Annotated in this window: 19 protein-coding genes, 1 tRNA gene and 1 riboswitch; of the genes, 10 read left to right on the forward strand and 10 right to left on the reverse strand. The window is 61.0% G+C overall.

Annotation, left to right across the window (positions count from 1 at the left end):
* Positions 1-45: 45 nt before the first annotated feature.
* Together WA943_RS13340 and WA943_RS13345 are read left to right on the forward strand one after the other, a co-directional pair.
* Positions 46-2,925, forward strand: coding sequence for an ATP-dependent DNA helicase (locus WA943_RS13340; RefSeq protein WP_424470374.1), 2,880 nt, complete (start codon positions 46-48; stop codon positions 2,923-2,925).
* A 72-nt stretch (positions 2,926-2,997) separates the two neighbouring features.
* Positions 2,998-3,408: a tellurite resistance TerB family protein gene (locus WA943_RS13345; RefSeq protein WP_424470375.1), complete on the forward strand. Its 411-nt coding sequence runs from the start codon at positions 2,998-3,000 to the stop codon at positions 3,406-3,408.
* Between the two features lie 10 nt (positions 3,409-3,418).
* On the opposite strand, the gene WA943_RS13350 is transcribed toward WA943_RS13345, so the two are convergent.
* Positions 3,419-4,126 carry an XAC2610-related protein gene (locus WA943_RS13350; protein WP_424470376.1) on the reverse strand — a complete coding sequence of 236 codons (708 nt, stop codon included), beginning with the start codon at positions 4,124-4,126 and terminating at the stop codon, positions 3,419-3,421.
* Between the two features lie 208 nt (positions 4,127-4,334).
* On the opposite strand from WA943_RS13350, the gene WA943_RS13355 reads away from it, so the two are divergent.
* Positions 4,335-5,150, forward strand: a complete 816-nt coding sequence (locus WA943_RS13355) for a sterol desaturase family protein (protein ID WP_424470377.1) — start codon at positions 4,335-4,337, stop codon at positions 5,148-5,150.
* The gene (locus tag WA943_RS13360) at positions 5,147-5,674 is read left to right on the forward strand and encodes a SixA phosphatase family protein (RefSeq protein ID WP_424470378.1); all 528 of its coding nucleotides are present in this window, start codon (positions 5,147-5,149) and stop codon (positions 5,672-5,674) included. Before WA943_RS13355 ends, WA943_RS13360 begins: the two co-directional genes overlap by 4 nt.
* A gap of 6 nt (positions 5,675-5,680) precedes the next feature.
* Here the strand turns inward: WA943_RS13360 and WA943_RS13365 are convergent, their stop codons facing one another.
* Positions 5,681-6,643 carry a transporter substrate-binding domain-containing protein gene (locus tag WA943_RS13365; RefSeq protein ID WP_424470379.1) on the reverse strand — a complete coding sequence of 321 codons (963 nt, stop codon included), beginning with the start codon at positions 6,641-6,643 and terminating at the stop codon, positions 5,681-5,683.
* 357 nt (positions 6,644-7,000) lie between these two features.
* Between WA943_RS13365 and WA943_RS13370 the strand changes: the two genes are divergently transcribed.
* The 3 genes from WA943_RS13370 to WA943_RS13380 all read left to right on the forward strand — a co-directional run bounded on the left by WA943_RS13370 (position 7,001) and on the right by WA943_RS13380 (position 10,150).
* Positions 7,001-8,914 carry a glycosyltransferase family 2 protein gene (locus WA943_RS13370; RefSeq protein ID WP_424470380.1) on the forward strand — a complete coding sequence of 638 codons (1,914 nt, stop codon included), beginning with the start codon at positions 7,001-7,003 and terminating at the stop codon, positions 8,912-8,914.
* Positions 8,915-8,969: 55 nt separating this feature from the next.
* The gene (locus WA943_RS13375; protein ID WP_424470381.1) at positions 8,970-9,506 is read left to right on the forward strand and encodes a response regulator; all 537 of its coding nucleotides are present in this window, start codon (positions 8,970-8,972) and stop codon (positions 9,504-9,506) included.
* 89 nt (positions 9,507-9,595) lie between these two features.
* The gene (locus WA943_RS13380; protein WP_424470382.1) at positions 9,596-10,150 is read left to right on the forward strand and encodes a response regulator; all 555 of its coding nucleotides are present in this window, start codon (positions 9,596-9,598) and stop codon (positions 10,148-10,150) included.
* A 4-nt stretch (positions 10,151-10,154) separates the two neighbouring features.
* On the opposite strand, the gene WA943_RS13385 is transcribed toward WA943_RS13380, so the two are convergent.
* The 5 genes from WA943_RS13385 to WA943_RS13405 all read right to left on the reverse strand — a co-directional run bounded on the left by WA943_RS13385 (position 10,155) and on the right by WA943_RS13405 (position 15,381).
* On the reverse strand, positions 10,155-11,693 hold the full coding sequence (locus WA943_RS13385) for a malonate--CoA ligase (RefSeq protein ID WP_424470383.1): 1,539 nt from the start codon (positions 11,691-11,693) through the stop codon (positions 10,155-10,157).
* Between the two features lie 125 nt (positions 11,694-11,818).
* A complete protein-coding gene (locus WA943_RS13390; RefSeq protein WP_424470384.1) occupies positions 11,819-12,988 on the reverse strand; it encodes an acyl-CoA dehydrogenase family protein in 1,170 nt (389 codons plus the stop codon).
* A gap of 292 nt (positions 12,989-13,280) precedes the next feature.
* A complete protein-coding gene (locus WA943_RS13395) occupies positions 13,281-14,009 on the reverse strand; it encodes an endonuclease/exonuclease/phosphatase family protein (protein ID WP_424470385.1) in 729 nt (242 codons plus the stop codon).
* Between the two features lie 233 nt (positions 14,010-14,242).
* Positions 14,243-14,316: transfer RNA gene (locus WA943_RS13400), tRNA-Gly, on the reverse strand.
* A gap of 45 nt (positions 14,317-14,361) precedes the next feature.
* Positions 14,362-15,381 (reverse strand): DUF2804 domain-containing protein, encoded by a 1,020-nt coding sequence (locus WA943_RS13405; RefSeq protein ID WP_424470386.1) that lies wholly within the window; start codon positions 15,379-15,381, stop codon positions 14,362-14,364.
* A gap of 91 nt (positions 15,382-15,472) precedes the next feature.
* Here WA943_RS13405 and WA943_RS13410 point away from each other — a divergent pair, with 91 nt between their 5' ends.
* Both WA943_RS13410 and WA943_RS13415 read left to right on the forward strand, forming a co-directional pair.
* Positions 15,473-16,423, forward strand: a complete 951-nt coding sequence (locus WA943_RS13410; protein ID WP_424470387.1) for a radical SAM protein — start codon at positions 15,473-15,475, stop codon at positions 16,421-16,423.
* A gap of 177 nt (positions 16,424-16,600) precedes the next feature.
* The gene (locus tag WA943_RS13415; protein WP_424470388.1) at positions 16,601-17,017 is read left to right on the forward strand and encodes a hypothetical protein; all 417 of its coding nucleotides are present in this window, start codon (positions 16,601-16,603) and stop codon (positions 17,015-17,017) included.
* Between the two features lie 78 nt (positions 17,018-17,095).
* Here the strand turns inward: WA943_RS13415 and WA943_RS13420 are convergent, their stop codons facing one another.
* Genes WA943_RS13420 through WA943_RS13430 form a run of 3 tightly spaced genes read right to left on the reverse strand, consistent with a single transcriptional unit; the run spans position 17,096 to position 19,347 of the window.
* Positions 17,096-17,806, reverse strand: a complete 711-nt coding sequence (locus WA943_RS13420) for an LrgB family protein (RefSeq protein ID WP_424470389.1) — start codon at positions 17,804-17,806, stop codon at positions 17,096-17,098.
* Positions 17,803-18,186 (reverse strand): CidA/LrgA family protein, encoded by a 384-nt coding sequence (locus tag WA943_RS13425; protein ID WP_424470390.1) that lies wholly within the window; start codon positions 18,184-18,186, stop codon positions 17,803-17,805. Before WA943_RS13425 ends, WA943_RS13420 begins: the two co-directional genes overlap by 4 nt.
* A 3-nt stretch (positions 18,187-18,189) precedes the next feature.
* The gene (locus tag WA943_RS13430; RefSeq protein ID WP_424470391.1) at positions 18,190-19,347 is read right to left on the reverse strand and encodes a 2'-deoxycytidine 5'-triphosphate deaminase; all 1,158 of its coding nucleotides are present in this window, start codon (positions 19,345-19,347) and stop codon (positions 18,190-18,192) included.
* A gap of 111 nt (positions 19,348-19,458) precedes the next feature.
* Positions 19,459-19,538: riboswitch (SAM riboswitch) on the forward strand.
* 60 nt (positions 19,539-19,598) lie between these two features.
* Between WA943_RS13430 and metZ the strand changes: the two genes are divergently transcribed.
* Positions 19,599-20,777 carry an O-succinylhomoserine sulfhydrylase gene (metZ, locus tag WA943_RS13435; RefSeq protein WP_424470392.1) on the forward strand — a complete coding sequence of 393 codons (1,179 nt, stop codon included), beginning with the start codon at positions 19,599-19,601 and terminating at the stop codon, positions 20,775-20,777.
* The last annotated feature ends 67 nt before the right edge of the window (positions 20,778-20,844 follow it).

The following is a 20,844-nucleotide window of genomic DNA, read 5'->3' on the forward strand; positions in this document are numbered from 1 at the left end:
GAGGCAATGGCCCATTCTCCTGTCCACGATTCGGCTGGCTTCCAGATGGGAGGCCCTGTCCTTCCCGATGCGCCCGCGCTGGTCCCTGCCCGCATCGGCACGGGGAGCGCCATGCGCTGGGGTGCGCTTGCCGTCAGTGCCGATGGCGAGGTGGAGGAGCTGGGCGCCGAAGAAGCGCTCGACATGCTGGCGCGCGAGACGGTCATCACCGTCCATCCGGGCTTTACCGCGCGGCGGATTGCGCTGGGTCTGGGAAAAGGCAACAAGCGGCACGAGCGCGATGCCGGGCCGAAGGTTCTCGACCTTCTTGAGCTTTTCGCCTTCGTCCATCCCGCCGCCCCCTGCCTGCCGACACCGGGTGGGCTTGCCCGTGCGCTGGGGCTTGATGCCGGAGAGCAACCCGAAACACAGGCGCTGATGCTGCATCAGGCCGCAGCAAAGCTGCTGGCGACGCTGCAATCGCCGCACTACCCCGACCGCAGCGCTGCGGGGCGCGTTGCATGGCGCATGGCGGAGGCTGGCTGGGCCTGGGGGCCCGGCGTCATGGCAGCGCTTGGCGACGTCATCACACGCGACGGGCGCCCGCAGACCGGGCGCGGTTTCGACGTGTGGAACGATCTGCCCGAATGGGAAGATCGCGCGCCACGCGGCAATCCAAGCTCCATTCCGGTCAGCGAAGACGACGCACGCGCGCGGCTTGCCGAACTCGTCGGACCGGACGCTGAAAAGCGCAGCGGACAATCCGACTTCGCCGCCGCGACGGCGCGCGCCTTCAATGCGCGCGAAACGATGGGCGAACCCAATATCGTCATTGCCGAAGCAGGCACGGGCATTGGCAAGACGCTTGGCTATATCGCGCCTGCGAGCCTCTGGGCGCAGCGCAACAAGGGCACGGTCTGGCTTTCGACCTATACGAAGAACCTTCAGCGCCAGCTCGATCAGGAATTGACACGGCTCTATCCCGACCCTGCCGAGAAGGCGGAGAAGGCCGTTATCCGCAAGGGTCGCGAGAATTATCTCTGCCTGCTGAACTTTGCCGAATTCGCCGATCGCGCGGCGCGGAGCGGCGGCGCGGTCGCTGTCGGTCTGGTGGCGCGCTGGGCGCGGGCAAGCCGCGACGGCGACATGGTGGGCGGCGATTTCCCCGCCTGGCTCGCGCAGCGCCTGACCAATGTCGGCGAGGGGCGCGGCGGACTGACAGACAGGCGCGGCGAATGCGTCTACACGGCCTGCCCGCATTTCAAGAAGTGCTTCATCGAGAAAGCAATCCGCAAGGCGCGGCGCGCCGATATCGTCGTTGCCAATCATGCGCTCGTCATGCGGCAGGCGGCGCTCGATCTTGCGATCGCCGCACTCTCGCCCAAAGCGAATGCAACCTCGGTCGAGGCGGCCGGCAACTCCGAAGACGAGGAGCCGAGCGGGCGTGAGGAACGCTCGCGTTTCGTCTTCGACGAAGGCCATCACATATTCGATGCGGCGGACGGAGCTTTCTCGACGCATCTCTCGGCTGCCGAGGCGGGAGAGCTGCGGCGCTGGATCAGAGGCGCGGAAGGCCAACGCGGACGGCGCGGCCGCGGGCTTGAAGATCGTATCGGCGATCTGACCGGCGGCGACGAGATGGCGGAAGAAGCCTTGTCGGCAGCCATCAATGCCGCCGCCGCCCTTCCCGCACCGGGCTGGGCCGGACGGCTCAATGACGGGACGCCGCGCGGACAGGCGGAGCAATTTCTCGCGCTGGTCAGCACGCAGGTTCATGCGCGCTCCAGCGAAGCCGACACGCTCTATTCGCTGGAAGCAGAGATCGAACCGCTTGTTCCCGGCATTGAAGAAGCAGCGCGCGCGCTCGATCAAGCGCTGGAGCGTCTTGCGCTGCCGCTTCTACGCATTGCAGAGCGTTTGCGCGTGAAGCTCGACGCCGAAACGGAAGACCTCGACACATCGTTGCGCATTCGCATGGATGCGGCAGCGCGAGGGCTCGAACGCCGTGCAAAACTTCTGATCCCTTCCTGGCGCTCCATGCTGTCGACGCTCGGGCGTCCGACACCTGATATTTTCGTCGACTGGTTTTCGATCGAACGCATCGCCGGGCGCGAAGTCGATGTGGGCATGCATCGGCACTGGCGCGATCCGAGCCAGCCATTTGCCGAAGCCGTGCTCGAGCCCGCGCATGGTGTCGTCATTACGTCGGCGACCTTGCGCGACCGTCTCGTCGACGATGTGGACGAAGATGACGGCTGGCAGTCGGCGGAAATACGCACAGGCGTCAGCCATCTGGTGACACCGGCGCGGCGCGCCTTCATGGTCTCGCCCTTCGACTATGCCAGACAGGCGCGCATCTTCGTCGTGCGCGATGTGAAGACCAATGATGTCGATCAGGTTGCGGCGGCCTATCGCGAACTTTTCCTCGCGGCAGGCGGCGGCGCCCTCGGGCTGTTCACCGCGATCCATCGCTTGCGCGCGGTGCAGGAGCGCCTCATCGCGCCGCTCGAACAGGCGGGGATTTCGCTTTATGCCCAGCATGTGGACGCGCTCGACACGAGTACGCTTGTCGATATTTTCCGCGCCGAACGCCACGCCTGCCTGCTCGGCACGGACGCCGTGCGCGACGGCGTCGATGTGCCCGGCGATGCGCTCCGCATGATCGTCTTCGATCGCACACCCTGGCCGCGCCCTGACATTCTGCACAAGGCGCGACGCGAACGCTTCGGCGGCGGGCGCTATGACGACATGCTGACGCGGCTCAGGCTGAAGCAGGCTTTCGGGCGGCTCATTCGCAGCGCGCGCGACAAGGGCGTTTTCATCATGCTCGATTCCCGGCTGCCGACGCGGCTTACATCGGCCTTTCCACCCGGCGTCACTGTCGAGCGCGTCGGACTTGCCGAGGCGATTGCCGGGGCGCGGGCCTTTCTGTCAGAAGAGACGTAAGCCCGCGCTTGCCGCTACGTGCGCCTGACCCTAAGCTCGCTCATCCTTTCAATTCGTCCGGGAACTTCCTGCATGTCGACGATCGCGCCAGAAACTGCCCTCATCTATGTCATGGTCACCATGAGTGCCGTCGACAGCGCCATGAGCGACAATGAGCTTCGCACCATCGGCGATATCGTGAAGCATCTCCCCGCCTTTCGTGGATTCGACGCCGCGCGGCTCATTCCGGTTGCCAAGGAATGCGCGGCGATCCTGCAGGAAGATGGCGGGCTCGATGCCGTGTTCGGGCTGGTGAAAGATGCGCTGCCTGTGCATATGCGCGAAACGGCTTATGCCGTGGCCGTCGAAGTCGCGTCAGCCGATCTCACTGTCGGGCAGGAAGAATTGCGGCTTCTGCAATTGCTGCGCGATACGCTCGGCATCGAAAAGCTCATCGCGGCGGCAATCGAACGCGGCGCACGCGCGCGCCACATGACCGTATAAGGGCGAAGGGCTAGTTCTCGTCCTTGCATGGTCCGGTTCCGGTCTTGCGCAGCTCATCCTCGATCCGGTCATAGAAAGTACGGGTGCAAGCACCGCTGCCGTCATAGGCATCGGCTTCGCGATGAATGAGCACGGGCGCTTCATCGTCATAGGAATAGACGTCGCTGCCGCTTTCCGCGGCATTTGAGCGCCAGTGGCTCACAATCTCGCGGGACTCGGCATCGAATTGCGGCGAGGTGATCTGATCGAGCGCGGGGCTGGGAATAAACTTGTCCTCCGCCTTCGACCAGAGCCAGTTCTGATAGGGCATGTTCGGACCCGCCGGCGTGAAGCGAATGACGCGCAGATCGAGATAGCCGTCGAAGTTGAGATCGAGAACTTCAAAGCCATTATTCTGAATTTCCGGCGACAGGCTCGATTCGACCGGCGACAGAATCTGAAAAGGTTGCGGCTCGCCCTTGCGACGTATTTCGATGCGGTCGAGAACGCGAAGCCCCTCCTTCTCATCCTCATGCCAGACGAGAGAAAAATCGAAACTCGGCAGCGAGGGGTTGATTTCGCTCTGGCAGATGAGGGGCGCCTTGTCCGCCTTGCCGGAAGGCTTCAGGCAGGCAAAACCGCCCTCAAACGTCTCGTCGCCCACAGGCTCGGCCGCCAGCGCAGGCATAAATGCCCCCGCAAGCATGGCGACGGCACTCCATTTTGCGAACCCCCGCATCGACATTCTATCCCCCCGCCCCAGCATTCCCTTACGTCTGCGAACGTTCTTTATTCTAGCCGAGCCGCAACGAAGGAGCATCCGCTGTTCTTGCCGCATTGAGCGGCCATCGTCAGGCTTTTTCAAGCGGCCAAAGGCCCCTTATAGTGCTGCCCACCAGTCTGGCACCCGCTCTTTCGGGCGGCATGCCTCCCTTAAGGACCTCGCAATGAGCGCCTTTCTTCTCGGCCATGAGCCCGCCGTCAGGCTTGCCGGCTTCGCAGGCGTGCTCGCTGCGATGGCGCTATGGGAGCTTGTCGCACCCCGCCGGGCGCTGTTGCGCGGGCGACGTCGCTGGTGGACCAATCTCGGCCTGAGCGCGGCCGGTACGCTTCTCATCCGCTTTGCACTGCCGACGCTTGCGGTCGGTATCGCCATCTGGGCGGCGACGGAGAATGTGGGGCTTTTCAATCGCCTCGATCTGCCGCTCCTTCTCTCCATTCCGCTCACCATTATCGCGCTCGACCTGCTGATTTACGCCCAGCATGTCGCGTTTCACCGCTTCAGCATTTTCTGGCGTCTGCACCGCGTTCATCATGCCGATCCCGATATCGACACGACGACCGGCGTGCGCTTTCATCCGCTAGAGATTTTCGTCAGCATGCTTATCAAGATGGCGGCTGTCGCGGCACTTGGCGCGCCTGCGGTTGCGGTTCTGGTTTTTGAAGTCCTGCTCAACGGAACGACGATGTTCAATCACGGCAATGTGCGGCTCGGTGAAGCGGTGGATCGCGCGCTGCGCCTCGTCATCGTCACGCCCGACATGCACCGTGTGCATCATTCGGTCGAGCGCGATGAGCATGACAGCAATTTCGGCTTCAACCTGTCCATCTGGGACAGGCTCTTTGGCACTTATCGCGCAAGCCCGCGCGGCGGACAGACCGGCATGCGGATCGGCCTTGCCGATTGTACCGACTTCAAGCCGACATGGTTTTTCTGGAGCCTCGCTCTGCCATTCTTCAAACTCAAGGAGGGCGCGCGATGAAAAGGCTCTGCCTGCTGCGTCACGCCAAATCGGACTGGAGCGATCCGGCCAGCGACGATTTCGACCGGGCGCTCAACGCGCGGGGAAGACGCTCGGCGAATTTCATGGCGCGCTATATTGCGGACTCGCCCTATCGCCCCGACGCAGTCCTTTGCTCCACAGCGAAACGTGCGCTCGAAACCTTCGCGCCACTCGCGCCGCTTCTCGGTAAAAAAGTTCCGGTGATCTATCGCGACGAGCTTTATCATGCGATGCCCGATGTCATGCTCGAGGAAATTCATGCCGCGCCCGCAGACGCGGAGACGCTGCTAGTCGTTGCGCATAATCCGGGCCTTGTACTGCTTGCCATGGCGCTGGCCGAAGACCCCGACGAAGAGGTTGCGATGCGCGTGGCTCACGGCGTGCCGACAGGCGGCTTCATCGTTTTCGAATTCGATGTCGATGACTGGGCGGAGATTGAAGAGGGAGAGGGACGCACCGTGTTTTTCGGTCGCCCGCGCGATCTGATGCCCGCCGAGCGCTGATCTCGATCAGCGAATGTTCTGGCCGAAATAGCGCGTGGATATTTTCGCCTGCGTTCCGTCCGCATTAAGCTCGACAAGCGCCTTGTCGATGCTCGCCAGCAGCGCTTCGTCTTCGACGCGCAGCGCAATGCCCGCACCGGGACCGAAATAAATCGGATCATTGTAATCGCGCCCGACGAGGCGGCAGCACTCTGCGCCCTTGCCGCTCATCATCCAGCGCAGCAAGGCATTGCGATCGGCAAACAGAAGATCGGCGCGGCCATTGACGAGGGAGGATTGCGCGAGGCTGAGCGAACTCACATCGAGGATAACTGCATCGGGATAGCGCGCTTTCAGAAAGGCTTCATGCGTCGTGCCCGCTTCGACGACGATGCGCCGCCCGGCAAGGGCATCGGCACTCGCGCCTGAAAGACGCGCATCTCGACGCGCCGCGAAGTGGCCGGGCGTCGTGTAATAGGCTTGCGTATAAGCAATGTCGGCATCATGCGCGGGCACGGGGCGGCCATGCGAGGGGATCAGCGTCGAGGCTATGACGACATCGCCTTCGCCGCGCTTCAGCGCCGGGAGCAATTCGGCCCAGGCGCGCGTTTCGATCACGCAATCGCGTTTCAGGCGATCGCAAAGTGCGCGCGCCATGTCGACATCGAAGCCCGTCAGATCGCCATTGCCGTCGCGATAGTTGAAGGGCGGATATGCGCCTTCGGTGAGAACGCGCAAGGTGGCGCGCGGCTGATGCTGCGGCTCCAGCGCCAGGGCCGCACGCTTGGGATTTGGCGCAGGCGTGACGGCACCTTCAGGCGGGGTTGCACTGGCGGCCATCGGCTCGGGTGTCGCGGGTTGCGCAGGTCCCTTGCCTTTGTCCGATGCGAAAACGAGCTTCAGGGGAAGCGGTGTGCCCTCATACATATGGGCGAGCGCGCCGGCTATGACGACGATCGCGATCAAATTGATGAACATCAGAAGCCGCATGTCACTCGCTCGTCCGTAAACCTGTCGCCTGTGGCTTCACGTCCCTCTCAGGACTGCGCTCGTGCTGAAATGAAACGGAAGCGTCCTGTCGCGGATCGCCTGGGGACGCATCTCGATCTCAAGCCGTCATTCATCTTTCACAGAGCAAGACACGTGCCTTTCGGCAGCGTTCCTGACCTTTCGGTCTATTCATATGGTGAAATTTCAATATTAGCATCCATTGGTTATGTCACATATTCGACAGATTGCGTGAGCATACGCAGTGCGTGAGCCGGGGGGACACGGATGGGGGAAAGTGCGGGAGCGCCAGGCGATGAGCCTGCGCATCGGGAGGGTTTTGCCGAAGCTGGCGCCTTCTTGACGCGGCCCAAATCCCTGATCGGCGAGCTTGCGGTGAGCGCGGGGCTGATCGGTCTCGATGCCGTTCAGCCGCTCCTCGCGCTTCAGCGCCGCTGGGGGACGCGCCTCGGCGAAATCATGGTCAGCACCGGCGAGATGCACCATGCCGATGTGGCGCGGCTTGTCGGCGCGCAAAGCGGCGTGCGATTTGTGGACCTGAAGCTCGACCGTCCCGACCCGACGCTCGCGAAAAGCACCGATCTCGACTTTTACATTTCGCGACGCTGTATCCCGTGGCGCTGGATCAATCGGGAGACGGTCTATGTCGCCGCCGATCCCGAGAGAGCGCGGGCGGCCATTGCCGAACGCGAAGGGCGGCCCTGCCCGGTCCTGATTTCATCGTCGCAAAATATCGACCGGGCGCTTCTGGAGCGGTTTCACATCGAACTCAGCGAGCGCGCAAGGTTCGATCTCTCGACGCGCATGCCGGAGGATTCGGCGAGCCTTCGTGTGAGCCGCACCCAGAAATGGACAATCGCGATATTCGCGGCGCTCATCCTCTTCTTCTTGTGGCAGGCCCCCGTCTATACGATTTACACGATCAACATTGCGCTCGGCCTCTGCTTCCTTTCCGTCACGACATTGAGAAGCATCTCGATCTTTCTCACATTGCGCGGCGCGCGCACGGCAGATGAACTCGCTTATGAGCGCGGCGTCGAGGCGGATCGCGAGTTGCCGATCTATACCGTTCTCGTGCCGCTCTTTCGCGAGGCGGAGGTCTTGCCGATTCTCGCCAATGCGCTTCGCAATCTCGACTATCCCGCGTCCAAGCTCGACATCAAGCTGATCTTCGAAGAGATAGACGTCGACACCTGGAAGGCCGCCAAGGCGCTGCAACTGCCGGGCAATTTCGAGTTCATTCGCGTGCCCCACAGCCTGCCGCTCACCAAGCCGAAAGCCTGCAACTACGCCCTGCCATTCGCGCGCGGAGAATTCCTCGTCGTCTATGACGCGGAGGATTTGCCCGCACCAGACCAGTTGAAACGCGCCGTCGCCGCCTTCCGGCAGGGCGACGAGAAGCTCGCCTGCGTGCAGGCGCAGCTCAACTATTACAACTGGTTCGAGAACTGGCTGACGCGGCAATTCGCGCTCGAATATGCGTCCTTCTTCGACCTGCTGCTGCCGGCGCTTGCAAAGCTCGGCATGCCGATACCTCTCGGCGGCACGTCAACGCATTTCAAGACTGATATATTGCGATCGGCAGGCGCATGGGACCCTTTCAACGTGACCGAAGATGCCGATCTCGGCATGCGTTTCGCGCTGCTCGGATTGCGCACCGGCATCATCCGATCGACAACGCAGGAAGAGGCGAATTGCCGTATCGATAACTGGCTGCGGCAGCGCTCGCGCTGGATCAAGGGATGGATGCAGACCTATCTCGTGCGGATGCGCCACCCCGTGGAGCTTTACCGCGCGCTCGGCTTCAAGGGCTTCCTTGGATTTCAGATCGTGATCGGCGGGTTCTCACTGTCGAGCCTCGTCCACCCGCTTTTCTATGTGGCAGCACTCGCCGCCATCTTCACCACACATGCGCTACCCGGAAGCGGCATGCTCGAGGATCTGCGACAGGGTGTGGCCATTGCAGTCTTCAATCTCATCGTGCTGGTGTCCGGCTACAGCATCACGGTACTTGCCGGCATGACGGCGGCAGCGGGGCGTGGATTGCAGCCGCTCATTTTGTCGGCGCTGATGATGCCCGCCTATTGGCTGCTGATCTCGCTCGGCGCCTACAAGGCTATATTTCAACTCGTGACGAGGCCGTTTCATTGGGAGAAAACCGAACATGGCATCAGCCGCCTGACGGGGCTGCAACTCGGCCGCGCCAGAGCCGCCAAAGAACTCGCGCAGGAACACACGGACACCAAACGCTAACCACTTTCTAATGGTTTGAGGGGATGCTCGGGCAAGCTCAGCGAGTATCAAAGCCATGCCCGAAATGATGACAGAAGCCACCAAAGCCGCCCCGCTCGTTCTCAACAAAAAGGCCTATGGCGCAATCGCTGTTTTAGTCGTCGAAGACGCGGCGCATATGGCAAGTCTGGTCTGCGGCATTCTGAAATCGCTTGGCGTCGGTCACATCTACGAAGCCCGTAACGGCGACGATGCGCTCGACATTCTCGCCACCCTTCCGGTCGACGCCATTCTGATCGACGATCTTAAGCCGCCGTTGGACGGGCTTACTGTGGTGAAGACCATTCGCAAGGCGCAGGCAAAGCCGCCCCGGGACTTACCCGTCATTTTCATGACCTCGAAATTGCGCAAAAGCGAAATTATCGCCGCGCGCGACGCCGGGGTAACAGAAGTTCTTTCGCGGCCCTTTTCAGCCGCGCAGCTCGTCGCACGCCTCGAATCCGTTCTGGTAAAGCCACGCCCGCTGGTCGAAACCGCCGAATTTGTCGGCCCGGACAGACGGCGGCGCACCAAAGTGCCCGACACGCGCAGGCGTCTTTCCGACGCGAGCTAGGGCGACCGCTCCTTGGTCGGGCATTTCCTAACCTTTCGATAACCCGCGCCTCCCATAATTACTGTTGTTTTACATAATGGGTCGGGGCAATGACCGAAAAATCAGGAGATGAGACAGCGACGCTTACGGAACTCGGGCCGGACCAGCTCCGTGTACTGAACACGCTTGTCATTGTCGACAACCTGCCGATGCTCGGCATCTTCCGCACCGTGCTTGGCGAACTCGGCATCCGCAATGTCATCCATGGACGCAATGCCCAGGAGGTCGTGCACACGCTTCTGAGCGAGCCGATCGACCTCATCATCGTGGATGATTACGCACCGCTTGACGGCGTCAAATTTCTGAAACTTCTGCGCACCGGAAGCAACAAGCTGCCTCATGCCGTGCCGGTGATGTTCGTGACGGCTGTTGCCGAACGCGAGCGCATTGTCGCCGCGCGCGACGCAGGCGCCAACGAGATCATGCTCAAGCCCTTCACCGCCGCACAACTGCGCGCGCGACTGGAAACGACGGTGAAGAAGCCGCGTGAGTTCGTCGAAGCCGCGGCCTATGTCGGCCCGGATCGCCGCCGTCGCCGGGACGACAACACAAGCGTCGAACGGCGCGGCCAGGAGCGCGGCGACGCCAGGGATCGGCGGCGATGATTTTTCAGGTGCAGGCGTTGCGATAGGTGTCGCGCAAAAGATTTTTCTGCACCTTGCCCATCGTATTGCGCGGCAGGCTTTCAACGAAGAAGGCGTGCTTTGGCACTTTGTAATTCGCGATCTTGTCCTTCAACCTCGCGATCAACGTCGCCTCGTTGAGCGTCGCGCCATTTCGCAACACGACAACCGCCACGCCCGCCTCGCCGAAGTCGCTATGCGAGACGCCGATGATTGCAGATTCATCGACCTCGGGCATCTCGTCGATCAGCCCCTCGATCTCCTTCGGATAGACGTTGAAGCCGCCCGAAATGATGAGATCTTTCGCGCGACCGACGAGGTGGACGTAACCCTCTGCATCGATCATCGCGACGTCGCCGGTCTTGAACCAACCGCCTTCGGCAAATTCCTCCGCCGTCTTTTCAGGCATGCGCCAATAGCCGCTGAAGACATTGGGCCCGCGCACCTGAAGGTCGCCGATCTCACCCTGCGGCAGTTCGACCCCTTCCTCGTTCATCACACGCACCTCGACGCCCGGAAGCGGGAAGCCGACTGTGCCCGCGCGTCTTTCGCCTTCATAGGGGTTTGAGGTGTTCATGCCGGTTTCAGTCATGCCGTAGCGCTCAAGGATCGCAAGGCCGGTGCGCGATTTGAATTCATCAAACGTCTCGGCAAGCAGGGGCGCCGAGCCGCTGGTGAAAAGGCGCATATGGCCGACGAGCTTCGCGTCGAAATCGTCTCCGGCGAGCAGGCGCGTGTAAAAGGTCGGGACGCCCATGAACACGGTTGCGCGGGGGAGCTGGCGCAGGATTTCCGATCGGTCGAATTTCGACATCCAGATCATGCGCGCGCCTGCGAGCAGCGTCGTGTGGCAGGCCACGAAAAGCCCGTGCGCGTGGAAAATCGGCAAGGCGTGAAGCAGCACGTCGTTTTCGGTGAAGGCCCATGCGTCGCGCAGCGCGAGCCCGTTCGCGGCGAGATTGCCGTGGCTCAGCATTGCGCCCTTGGGCTTGCCCGTTGTACCGGAGGTGTAGAGGATCGCCGCAAGATCGCGCGACGCGCAATCGACAATGGGCTGCGCATCGCGAACTTTCGCGGCTTCCTCGCTGAAGCTGCCCCGCCCGTCCGCATCAAGCGTCAACACCTGAACGGCGCCGTGGCGCGAAGCGATTTCGTGCAATTCATTCTCGCGCGCCGGATCGCCCACGATCAATGCCGGCTCGGCATTGCCGACGAGATAGTCCACCTCATCGGTGCGGTAGGCCGTATTCATCGGCAGGAAGACGAAGCCGCCCCGCAGGCAGGCGAGATAAAGGAAAAGCGCTTCCGGGGATTTTTCGACCTGCACCGCCACGCGGTCGCCGCGCTTCAGGCCAAGCTGGGCGATGAGGCTCGCATAGCGCGCAACCGCTGCCTTCAACTCGTTGAAAGACCAGCTTGCACGGCCATGTTTCCGGTCATGCGGGCGGTCTGGCGCTTCAATGGCAATCTGGCGCCCGTCTTCGGGAAAGGAATTCTCGATCAACGTGTAAAAGGAGGTAGGCATGCGCGTCTCGGGGCTCGAATTTCGATGGAGCCTTTATACCCGTTTTCGTCGCGCTTTTCGCCCTTGGCATTGCGAGGACAGTCAGGACACCACATTGTCCCGACTGTCCCTCGTTCAATATTCGATCAGGCGCCTTTCAGTGCCTGCTTCTTGATCTTCTTGGCCAGAGACCATTTGTGAACTTCGGTGGGGCCGTCATAGATGCGGAAAGCGCGGACCTCGCGGAAGAGCTGCTCGACGATCGTGTCCTGCGTCACGCCCAATGCGCCCATCACCTGCACACAACGATCCGCGACGCGGAAGAGCGCTTCGGAGACGGACACCTTCGTCATCGAGCTTTCAATATTGCCGTCGCCACCGCTGTCGAGGGCAGCCGCGCACCAGTCGATCATCAGTTCGGATTGCTTCAGGTCGATCTGGTTTTCAGCGAGCATGAAACCGACGCCTTCGTGGTCGATCAGCAGCTTGCCGAAAGCCTCGCGACGGCAGGCATAGTCGATGGCGATTTCCTGCGCGCGCGTTGCAACGCCATGCCAGCGCATGCAATGAGAAAGCCTTGCGGGAGCCAGCCGGATCTGCGCAAAGCGAAAGCCTTGGCCGGGCTCGCCCAGCATCTGATCGGCGGGTACACGCAGATTGTCGATCGTGATTTCGGAGTGACCGCCGGGCATCGAACTGTCGATGGTGTCGAGCACGCGGTCGATCCTGATCGCGGGATCGGGCAGATCGACGAGGAACATGCAGGCGCCATGGGCGGAATTCGCCATGACGATGCCGACCTTCGCGCCCATCGCGCCGGTGATGTAGGTCTTGCGACCGTTGATGACCCAATGATTGCCATCAAGCACGGCCTGCGTCTTCATCATCGACGGATCGGAGCCCGCTCCGCCTTCGCTCCACGGCTCCGTCATGAAGAAAGCAGAACGTGCCTCGCCGCTTACAAGAGGCTCAAGGAACCGCGCCTTTTGCTCGGCGCTGCCCGACCTGCCGAGCAGGAACATGTTGCCTTCGTCGGGCGCCATCGTGTTGCAGGCGACGGGGCCCAGCGGCGAAAGGCCGGATTTTTTCAGAATATAGGCCGTCTCGATCTGGCTGAAATGTTCGCCATCCTTGCGGATATGCGGCGTCATCACGTCCGCCGCACGAGCCTTTTGGCGCAACTCGCGGACGAGTTCTTCCGATGGCCCATGCGAACCGCAGCGCAGATCCTTTTCATAGGGAACGACGATCGTGCGAACAAAAACCTCAACACGGTCGCCGACTTCGCGCGCTTCGTTCGAGACAGACTGGCTCATTTGAAATTTTACCTCTTGTCTTATTGCAGTTGTCCGAGCATCGGCATCGGACTTTCGCCGCCGACACTCCTTGAGCATCTGCCCATCCCGACACCTGCACCAGCAAGCAGCTTTCGTCCAGTCATTTTCATGCGAACAGCCTGCCCCGCAGCCATGGCGGCGAAGGCTTGGGCGTCCCAATTTAGCGATTTTTCGGCGGCCCGAATGGTCAGAAATACCTATATAACGAGGGCTGCCGATACATGGAGTTGCACGCGTAAGCGTCCCAAATACTCCAAGAAAACTCTACAACTCAGCCAACACGGCCAACGCGGCCAGTATCCACTATCAATGGCATGTGGTCGCTGTGAACCAGCCACTCACTCGCTTGCCCAACTTGCACATCATCCACCTTCCACGCATGACCTACGAATGCGTAGTCGATATGATATGGCTTTTGTATATTTCGATGCATGTAGAAAGTGGGATCAGGCTCATTGCCTTGCTGAATGCTCCGATGTTCATGGTAGGCGCTGCATAGGCCAACGTCCCGCAGTTCCCCAACCACATCTGAATGGTTCCACCACCGGTCCCATACATCCCACCGCACGTTGCTATTGAAATCTCCAACCAAAAGGGCTTGCGGACTTCTCAAAAAGTCCTTGTGCCACTGCAAAAACTTCCACAATTGACCGATATAGGGAAATGTTGGGGAGTTGGCGCGCTGCGTCCACGTGGCGAGCAGGGGAGCCCCATCCACTAGACACGGAAGGAAGAGCCGCAACGACGACATATCTAGAGCCACGCGCTCCAAAGTGATGCCCTCTCTTACGAATACCCCTATCCCTTTGTTTTTTGTTGAGCCGGCCCACAAGTAGTTGCCCGCCCATTTTAGGTAAGCATCATCAGTCGCTCGTGCGGGATCCTCGCACTCTTGCACCACCAGCACATCCGCACCCAGAGGTTCAAGTGCGTGCAACTTCTTGCGCAGGGCTCCGTTGCAGTTCCAACTAACGATCCGCAGCGCTCTAAAAGCGATCATTTGTTTGTTGCATCATAGTCCAAGACGCCCGAAGCCCTCCCTTGCCCTGATGCGGTCACCCCCCAATGCTCAACCGCCGTCGTTGTCTCGAAAGTTCGCCCGATATTGCTGCCTTTCCGACAAAATTTCGTGCGAACTGAAATGGGCCTCATCTCCGATCTTCGCTACTGAAGCGACTGTCGACAGATGAACTATCCAAAGCGCCCCAACCTGCCTCAAGACGCTATGAAAATTGGAGCGGGTGAAGGGAATCGAACCCTCGTCGTAAGCTTGGGAAGCTTCTGCTCTACCATTGAGCTACACCCGCGAAGGCCCCAGATGTAGCCTCTCCGCAGCCGGACGCGCAAGAGGCTTACCAGCGGTTCTGCACCTCTTCGGCAAAGCCCAGAAAGCGCCTGATCTCGAATTTCCGGCCGCCGTCCAGAATGACGTAGCCGGTGAAATGCCCAAAAACCTGATGCTGGACTGAGCGCAGGATTCTCAGGTCCATCGCCGCGCTGCGGTCGATGATCGGCTCGAAATCCATCTCGAAGCGCCCGTCGCTGCTGGTGAATTTCCATGGCGCGCCATCATAGGTGCCATGCGGAATATGGAAGGTCACATCGCCAAGCTTGTGCGCCTTGCCGTCCAGAAAGACCATGTTTTCGGTCGCGGCGGAGGTGTCGCCAAAGCCATATCCGATGTTGAAGCCGAACGGGTGCCCATCGACAAAACCGGAGGCCGAACCCCAATACCAGGTGTTGTCATAGGTCCAGACGCCGCGGCCCCAGTCGAGAATGCCCATGGCCGAGGCGGGCTCGAATATATGCCGCTTGCCATCGAACTCGATCTCTCCGCTGGCAGGCATGCAGTTGATTTTCTGATTGTAGTAGAAAGCGCGCGGCACCTTGCGAAAGGGCGTGGCGATGACCATGCGATCCATATCCGGCTGGTCGAGACGGATTTCCCCCTTGAGGCCACGGCCGCGCGCGAAGCCCGGACAATCGACGCTCAGGCTGCGGCCGCCCGGCCTATGCTGGAACGCCAACGACATTTTCGGGTGCTGCTGGACAATGTCGCCCGCATCCGCGCTTTCGGGGAGTTTCATGCGGCCCTTGGTGAAGGGCAGGATAACGCTATCGGTGATCGTATCGGGCTTCGTAAAATCGAGCCAGGAGACGGAGAGCAACCCCATATAGGCGTTGTCGGCGATGGTGAGCGCGATGCCATAATCGTCGGCGAGGACGCAGTAATAGTCCCACTCCTTGATGCGGAACCAGGGCGCGCGGATAGCGTCGCGGCGATAACGGCGCTTTTCGCTCCGTGCCCACCCTGCTTCGACAAGCTGTCCCCGGTCATCCAGAAGCTCGCCGACCGTCATTTCGTGCTGCATGCAAGGCCCTCTTTTGTTGTCACCCGCACTCTACCCCCGCTCGCCGATTTGTGAACGGTGAGGCCGACCTTAAAATGTTATACTTTCAACTATGACCATTGCGCCCTCACCTGTGCTCGAAAAATTCTCCCATCCCGACATCACGGCGAAGGGAGAACGCCGCGCGTCCGTGTCGTTCCACAAGCTCGAGACGCTGTGGATCAATACCGGCACGCTCTGCAATATCGAATGCGCTAATTGCTATATACATTCGAGCCCGACGGAAGATCGCCTCGCCTATATATCGGCGGCGGAGGTGGCGACATTTCTCGACGAGATCGCGCGCGAAAAGCTGGCGACACATGAGATCGGCTTTACGGGCGGCGAGCCGTTCATGAACCCGGACATTCTCACAATGGTCGGGGATGCGCTCCAGCGCGGGCACGATGCATTGATCCTCACCAATGCGATGCAGCCGATGATGCGCCCTCGCATTCGTGAAGGGCTGCTGGCGCTCAAGGCGCGGCATGGCGCAAGACTGCGGCTGCGCGTCAGCATCGATCACTATACGGCGGCGCTGCATGATGCAGAGCGGGGTGCGGGCAGCTTCGACAAGACGATGGAAGGCATGAGCTGGCTTGCTAGCGAAGGCTTCTCCATTACGGTTGCGGGGCGGACGTCATCGGGCGAAGACGAAGCGCTTGAGCGCGCAGGCTATGCGGAGCTTTTTTCCGGCAGGCTCATACCTGTCGATGCATACAATCCAGCCGCGCTCGTTCTCTTTCCCGAAATGGACGAGCGGGTGGATGTCCCCGAAATCACGACGGCCTGCTGGGACATTCTGCATGTCGATCCGGCAAGCATGATGTGCGCGACGAGCCGCATGGTCGTGAAACGCAAGGGCGCGACGCGGCCCCGCGTCGTCGCCTGCACATTGCTGCCGGATGACCCGCAATTCGATCTCGGCGATACGCTGGCCGAGAGCTTCCGGCCCGTAAAACTCAACCATCGCCACTGCGCAAAATTCTGCGTTCTCGGCGGCGGAAGTTGTTCCGCCAACTGATATTATGCTTGCCCGCCCTCCCGCCTGCCCATGTCGGCCGCGCGCAGACATGGCATAATCGGCAACCAAATTTGATACCAATCAAAGCCGAGTGCTCCGCCTTGCTCCAATCTCTTCGGCAGCGGAAGGAAACGGAGCAATTGCGCTTCGTCTGTTCCTGGGAAGAGGAAACACGACATGAAGGTGAAATCTCTGATTTTGGTGGCTGCGGCGGCGACGAGCCTGTTTGCGGGTGCTGCCTTGGCCGACGTGTATATGAGGGGCGAGGATGTCGCCAAGCTTGTCGCCGGCAAGACGATCGAAGGGCAGTATCGCGACTGCAGCGCAGGTCGTAACGACTTCAACGAATTCTACACGGAGGACGGCAAGATTCACGGTCGCGAGCGGCCATGCAACCAGGCCGGCAGCTGGAAGAAATATGGTGGCGTCTGGGCAATCAAGGACGGCAAGTTCTGTATAACGCTCGGCTCCGGCAGGCCCAGCGGTTGCTTCGACTATCAGATCGACAAGGACGGCACTTTGCGCCGACTTAATGTTCCCGGCGTGACGGATACGAACTTCAAGATTTACGACGGAAATCCAGACCATCTCTGACATCCGTCATGAGCTCGCGATGGCTGGCTGTCCCCCGGCCCCACCGGGTGTCGGCCATCGCGAGTTTCCAGTGGATGGTCAGGAAAAGGCAAGCCAGAGCAACGGCAGTAAGATCGCCGTGATGATGCCGTTCAGCGTCATGCCGACGCCGGAGAAGGTGCCTGCCAGCAGGCTTTCCTGAAATGCGCGCGCTGTTCCGATGCCGCCCGAGGTAACGCCAAGGGCGAAGCCGCGTGCGCGTTGGTCACGAATGCCGACAGCGTTGAAGATCGCGCTCGCGCTGATCGCGCCGATGATGCCGGTGAAGATCACGAAAGCGGCGGTGAGTGCGGGGACGCCGCCGATTTTCGATGCGATACCCATGGCGATCGGCGTTGTCACTGTTTTGGGCGCCAGCGAGCGCACCGTCTCCATGCTCGCCCCCAGAACATCGCCGAGCCAGATTGAGGACAGGACGGCGACGACCGATCCGACCACGAGCGAAACGCACATCGGCAACCATGCGGCGCGGACGTGGTGAAAGTTGATATAGAGCGGCACGGCGAGCGCGACGGTTGCGGGCCCAAGCAGCCAGAGCAGCGGCGCCCCGCCATCGCGGTAATCCGAGAACGGAATACCTGCAAAATGAAGCAGCAGCATGATCGGCAAGGCGGCGATGAGTACCGTGTTAGCAAGCGCGCTACCGCCCACCATCTGCTGGACGCGGCGCGCGCCGATGTAAAAGGCGACAGTCAGCGCGAGCCAGAACGCGGCCTCGCCAAGCGCTGCCCACTCGACCGCATCGCTCATGTGCCGCTCTCATCGTCGCGGACGAATTTCGCCGTCCAGTGAAAGGCAAGCCCTGCCGCAAGCGTGGCGAGGAAGGTGCTGAGGAACAGCGCGACGATGATCGGCCAGAGGTCCTGCCGCACCAGCGCGAGATAGGCCATCACGCCGACACCTGCGGGCACGTAAAACAGATTGAGATGCGCGAGGAGAAACACCGTCATCTCTCGAAGCGGCGTGGGCACGCGGCGCATGACAAGGAGGGCGGCGAGCAAAATCAGAAGCCCTATCACCGTGCCCGGCACCGGCAAATGCAAGCCCGCCGCGATCAGACGGCCCGCCTCGTTGCAGGCGACAAGCGCCAGAAAAGCTACGGCCCAGGAGATGATACGGCGGCGGTTCATGCGTCAGAGCGGCTTGAAATGCTTGGAGAGCTTCAAGCCCTGCCGCTGATAGTTCGAACCGAGGCCCGCGCCATAAAGCACGGCGGGGCGATCCGTCAGCCGCTCCAGAACGAAACGCCCGATGATCTGGCCATGTTCGAGAATGAAGGGCACTTCATGGCTGCGCACTTCAAGGACGATGCGGCTGCCTGCCCCGCCTGCTTCGCGCGCGCCAAAGCCCGGATCGAAGAAACCGGCATAGTGAACGCGGAATTCGCCGACCAGCGGATTATAGGCAACCATTTCAGCGGCATGGGTCGCGGGAATGTGCAACGCCTCGCGCGAGGCGAGAATGTAAAATTCGTCCGGGTCGAGAATAAGACCTTTTCCGGGGCGCACCTGCACCGGGTCCCAGAAGTCGAGCACGTCGTAAGCGCCGACCTTGTCGACGTCGATCACGCCGGAGTGGCGCTTGGCGCGATAGCCGACGATCTCGTGTTCCTTGTCGGGCATCAGATTGACGGTGAGCGCGATGCCGCCATCTATATCCGCCTCGCCATCGACAAGCTTGACCTCTTCATGCAGCCGCTTCATCTCGGCATCGGAACTCGTATGCGAGCCGCGGCGAAAGCGCATCTGCGCCAGGCGCGAACCGGAGCGAACGAGAATGGGAAAGGTGCGCGGCGCAATTTCGAGATAGAGGTGGCCCTTATAGCCCGCCACCACCTGATCGAACTCGGTGCCAAAGTCGGTGATGACGCGGGTGAATACGTCGAGGCGACCGGTGGAGCTTTTGGGGTTTGCGGATGCCGAAGTGCGCTCCGACAGGGCCAGCGCTTCGACCAGCGGCACGAGATAGACGCAGCCGGTTTCCAGCACCGCGCCGTCCGCCAGGTCGATCTTGTGGAGCGTCAGTTCCTCGACGCACTCCATGACGCCGCGTTCGGGGCCGGGAAGGAAACTCGCCCGCAACCGATAGGCCTGTGCGCCTAGGCGCAGGTCCAGACTTGCGGGCTGTATCTGGTTTGCCTCGACCTCGCGCGTCGCCCAGATCTCCTGCTCACGGATCAGCGCCTGAATGCCATGGGCAGGCAGGATGCCGGTCGCATGCAACTGGCCGGGACCGCGCCTGATTTCCGCGCCGTCATGGTTAGGGAAGAGATCGTCCGCCGTTTTCGTCATCGTTCTGCCTGATGCCTGCCGGATGCCCGTTATAGGTCCGCCTGCGACCGTCGGGAAGCCCTCAGGCAGGGTAGTTCTTGACGCCCCGCGCCGATGAGCATTAAATGCGCCCCATTCTCCCGTGGTGATTTGAGCCGACCGGCTTGCGGCCACGTTAAATAAATCGCTAAAGTGGTCGGGTTCTGCGAACCCTGTCCATTGCTGGTCGGGGTTTTTTGTTTTTCAAGACAGGCAGACCCCAGGACATAGACATGACCAAAAAATATCGGCCGCGGACGGACCTCGTCCATGGCGGCACGCTGCGTAGCCAATACGGCGAGACGAGCGAAGCACTTTTCCTCACCTCCGGTTATGTCTACGAAACGATGGAAGCAGCCGTTAAGCGCTTCACCAACGAAGAACCGGGCTTCATCTATAGCCGCTTTGCCAATCCGACGATCCGCATGTTCGAGCAACGCATGGCTCTGCTTGAAGGCGCGGAAGATGCGCGCGCGACCGCGACCGGCATGGCGGCCGTCACCTCGGCAATGCTTTGTTGCCTCCGGGCGGGTGATCATGTGCTTTCGTCGCGGGCGCTTTTCGGGTCATGCCGCTTCATCGTCGAGGACCTGTTGCCGCGTTATGGCATCACCTCCACGCTGGTTGACGGGCGCGATCTCGACGCCTGGCGCAAGGCAATCCAGCCCAATACGAAAATCGTTTTTCTCGAGTCGCCCTCGAACCCCTCGCTTGAAATCATCGATCTGCGCGCGGTCGCCGAAATCGCTCATTCGGTCGGCGCGCTGCTCATGGTCGACAATGTTTTCGCGACGCCCATCCTTCAGCGCCCGCTCGAACTCGGCGCGGATATCGTCGTCTATTCGGCGACGAAGCATATTGACGGTCAGGGCCGCTGCCTTGGCGGCGTCGTGCTGTCGTCAAAGAAATGGATCGACGAGAACCTGCATAATTTCATGCGCCAGACGGGCCCCTCGATCAGCCCCTTCAACGCCTGGGTCATGCTGAAAAGCCTCGAAACGCTCGATCTGCGCGTGCGCGAACATGCGCGCAACGGCGAGGCTGTGGCGCATTTTCTCGAGGCCCATCCGAAGATCGAGCGCGTACTGCATCCGGCCCTCAAGAGCCATCCGCAGCACGAGCTTGCAATGTCGCAGATGGAGATGGGCGGCAATGTCGTCTGCTTCGATGTTGTGGGTGGCCAGGCAGGCGCCTTCCGCTTTGCCAATGCGCTCGAGGTCATCAAGATTTCGAACAATCTGGGCGACACGAAAAGCCTCATTACCCATCCCGCGACCACGACGCATCAGCGGCTCACACCGGAACAACGGGTGACTGTCGGGATCAGTGATGGCATGGTCCGGCTGTCGGTCGGCCTGGAGGATATTCAGGACATCATCGAGGACCTCGACGCGGCATTGCGCCACGCCTGAAGCCAAACTCTATGGCAGCCGTGCACACGTTGTTAATCGTGAGTTAGCGGATTGCCGATAATGTGAC

Source organism: Parvibaculum sp. (assembly GCF_049651025.1).
GTDB lineage: Bacteria > Pseudomonadota > Alphaproteobacteria > Parvibaculales > Parvibaculaceae > Parvibaculum.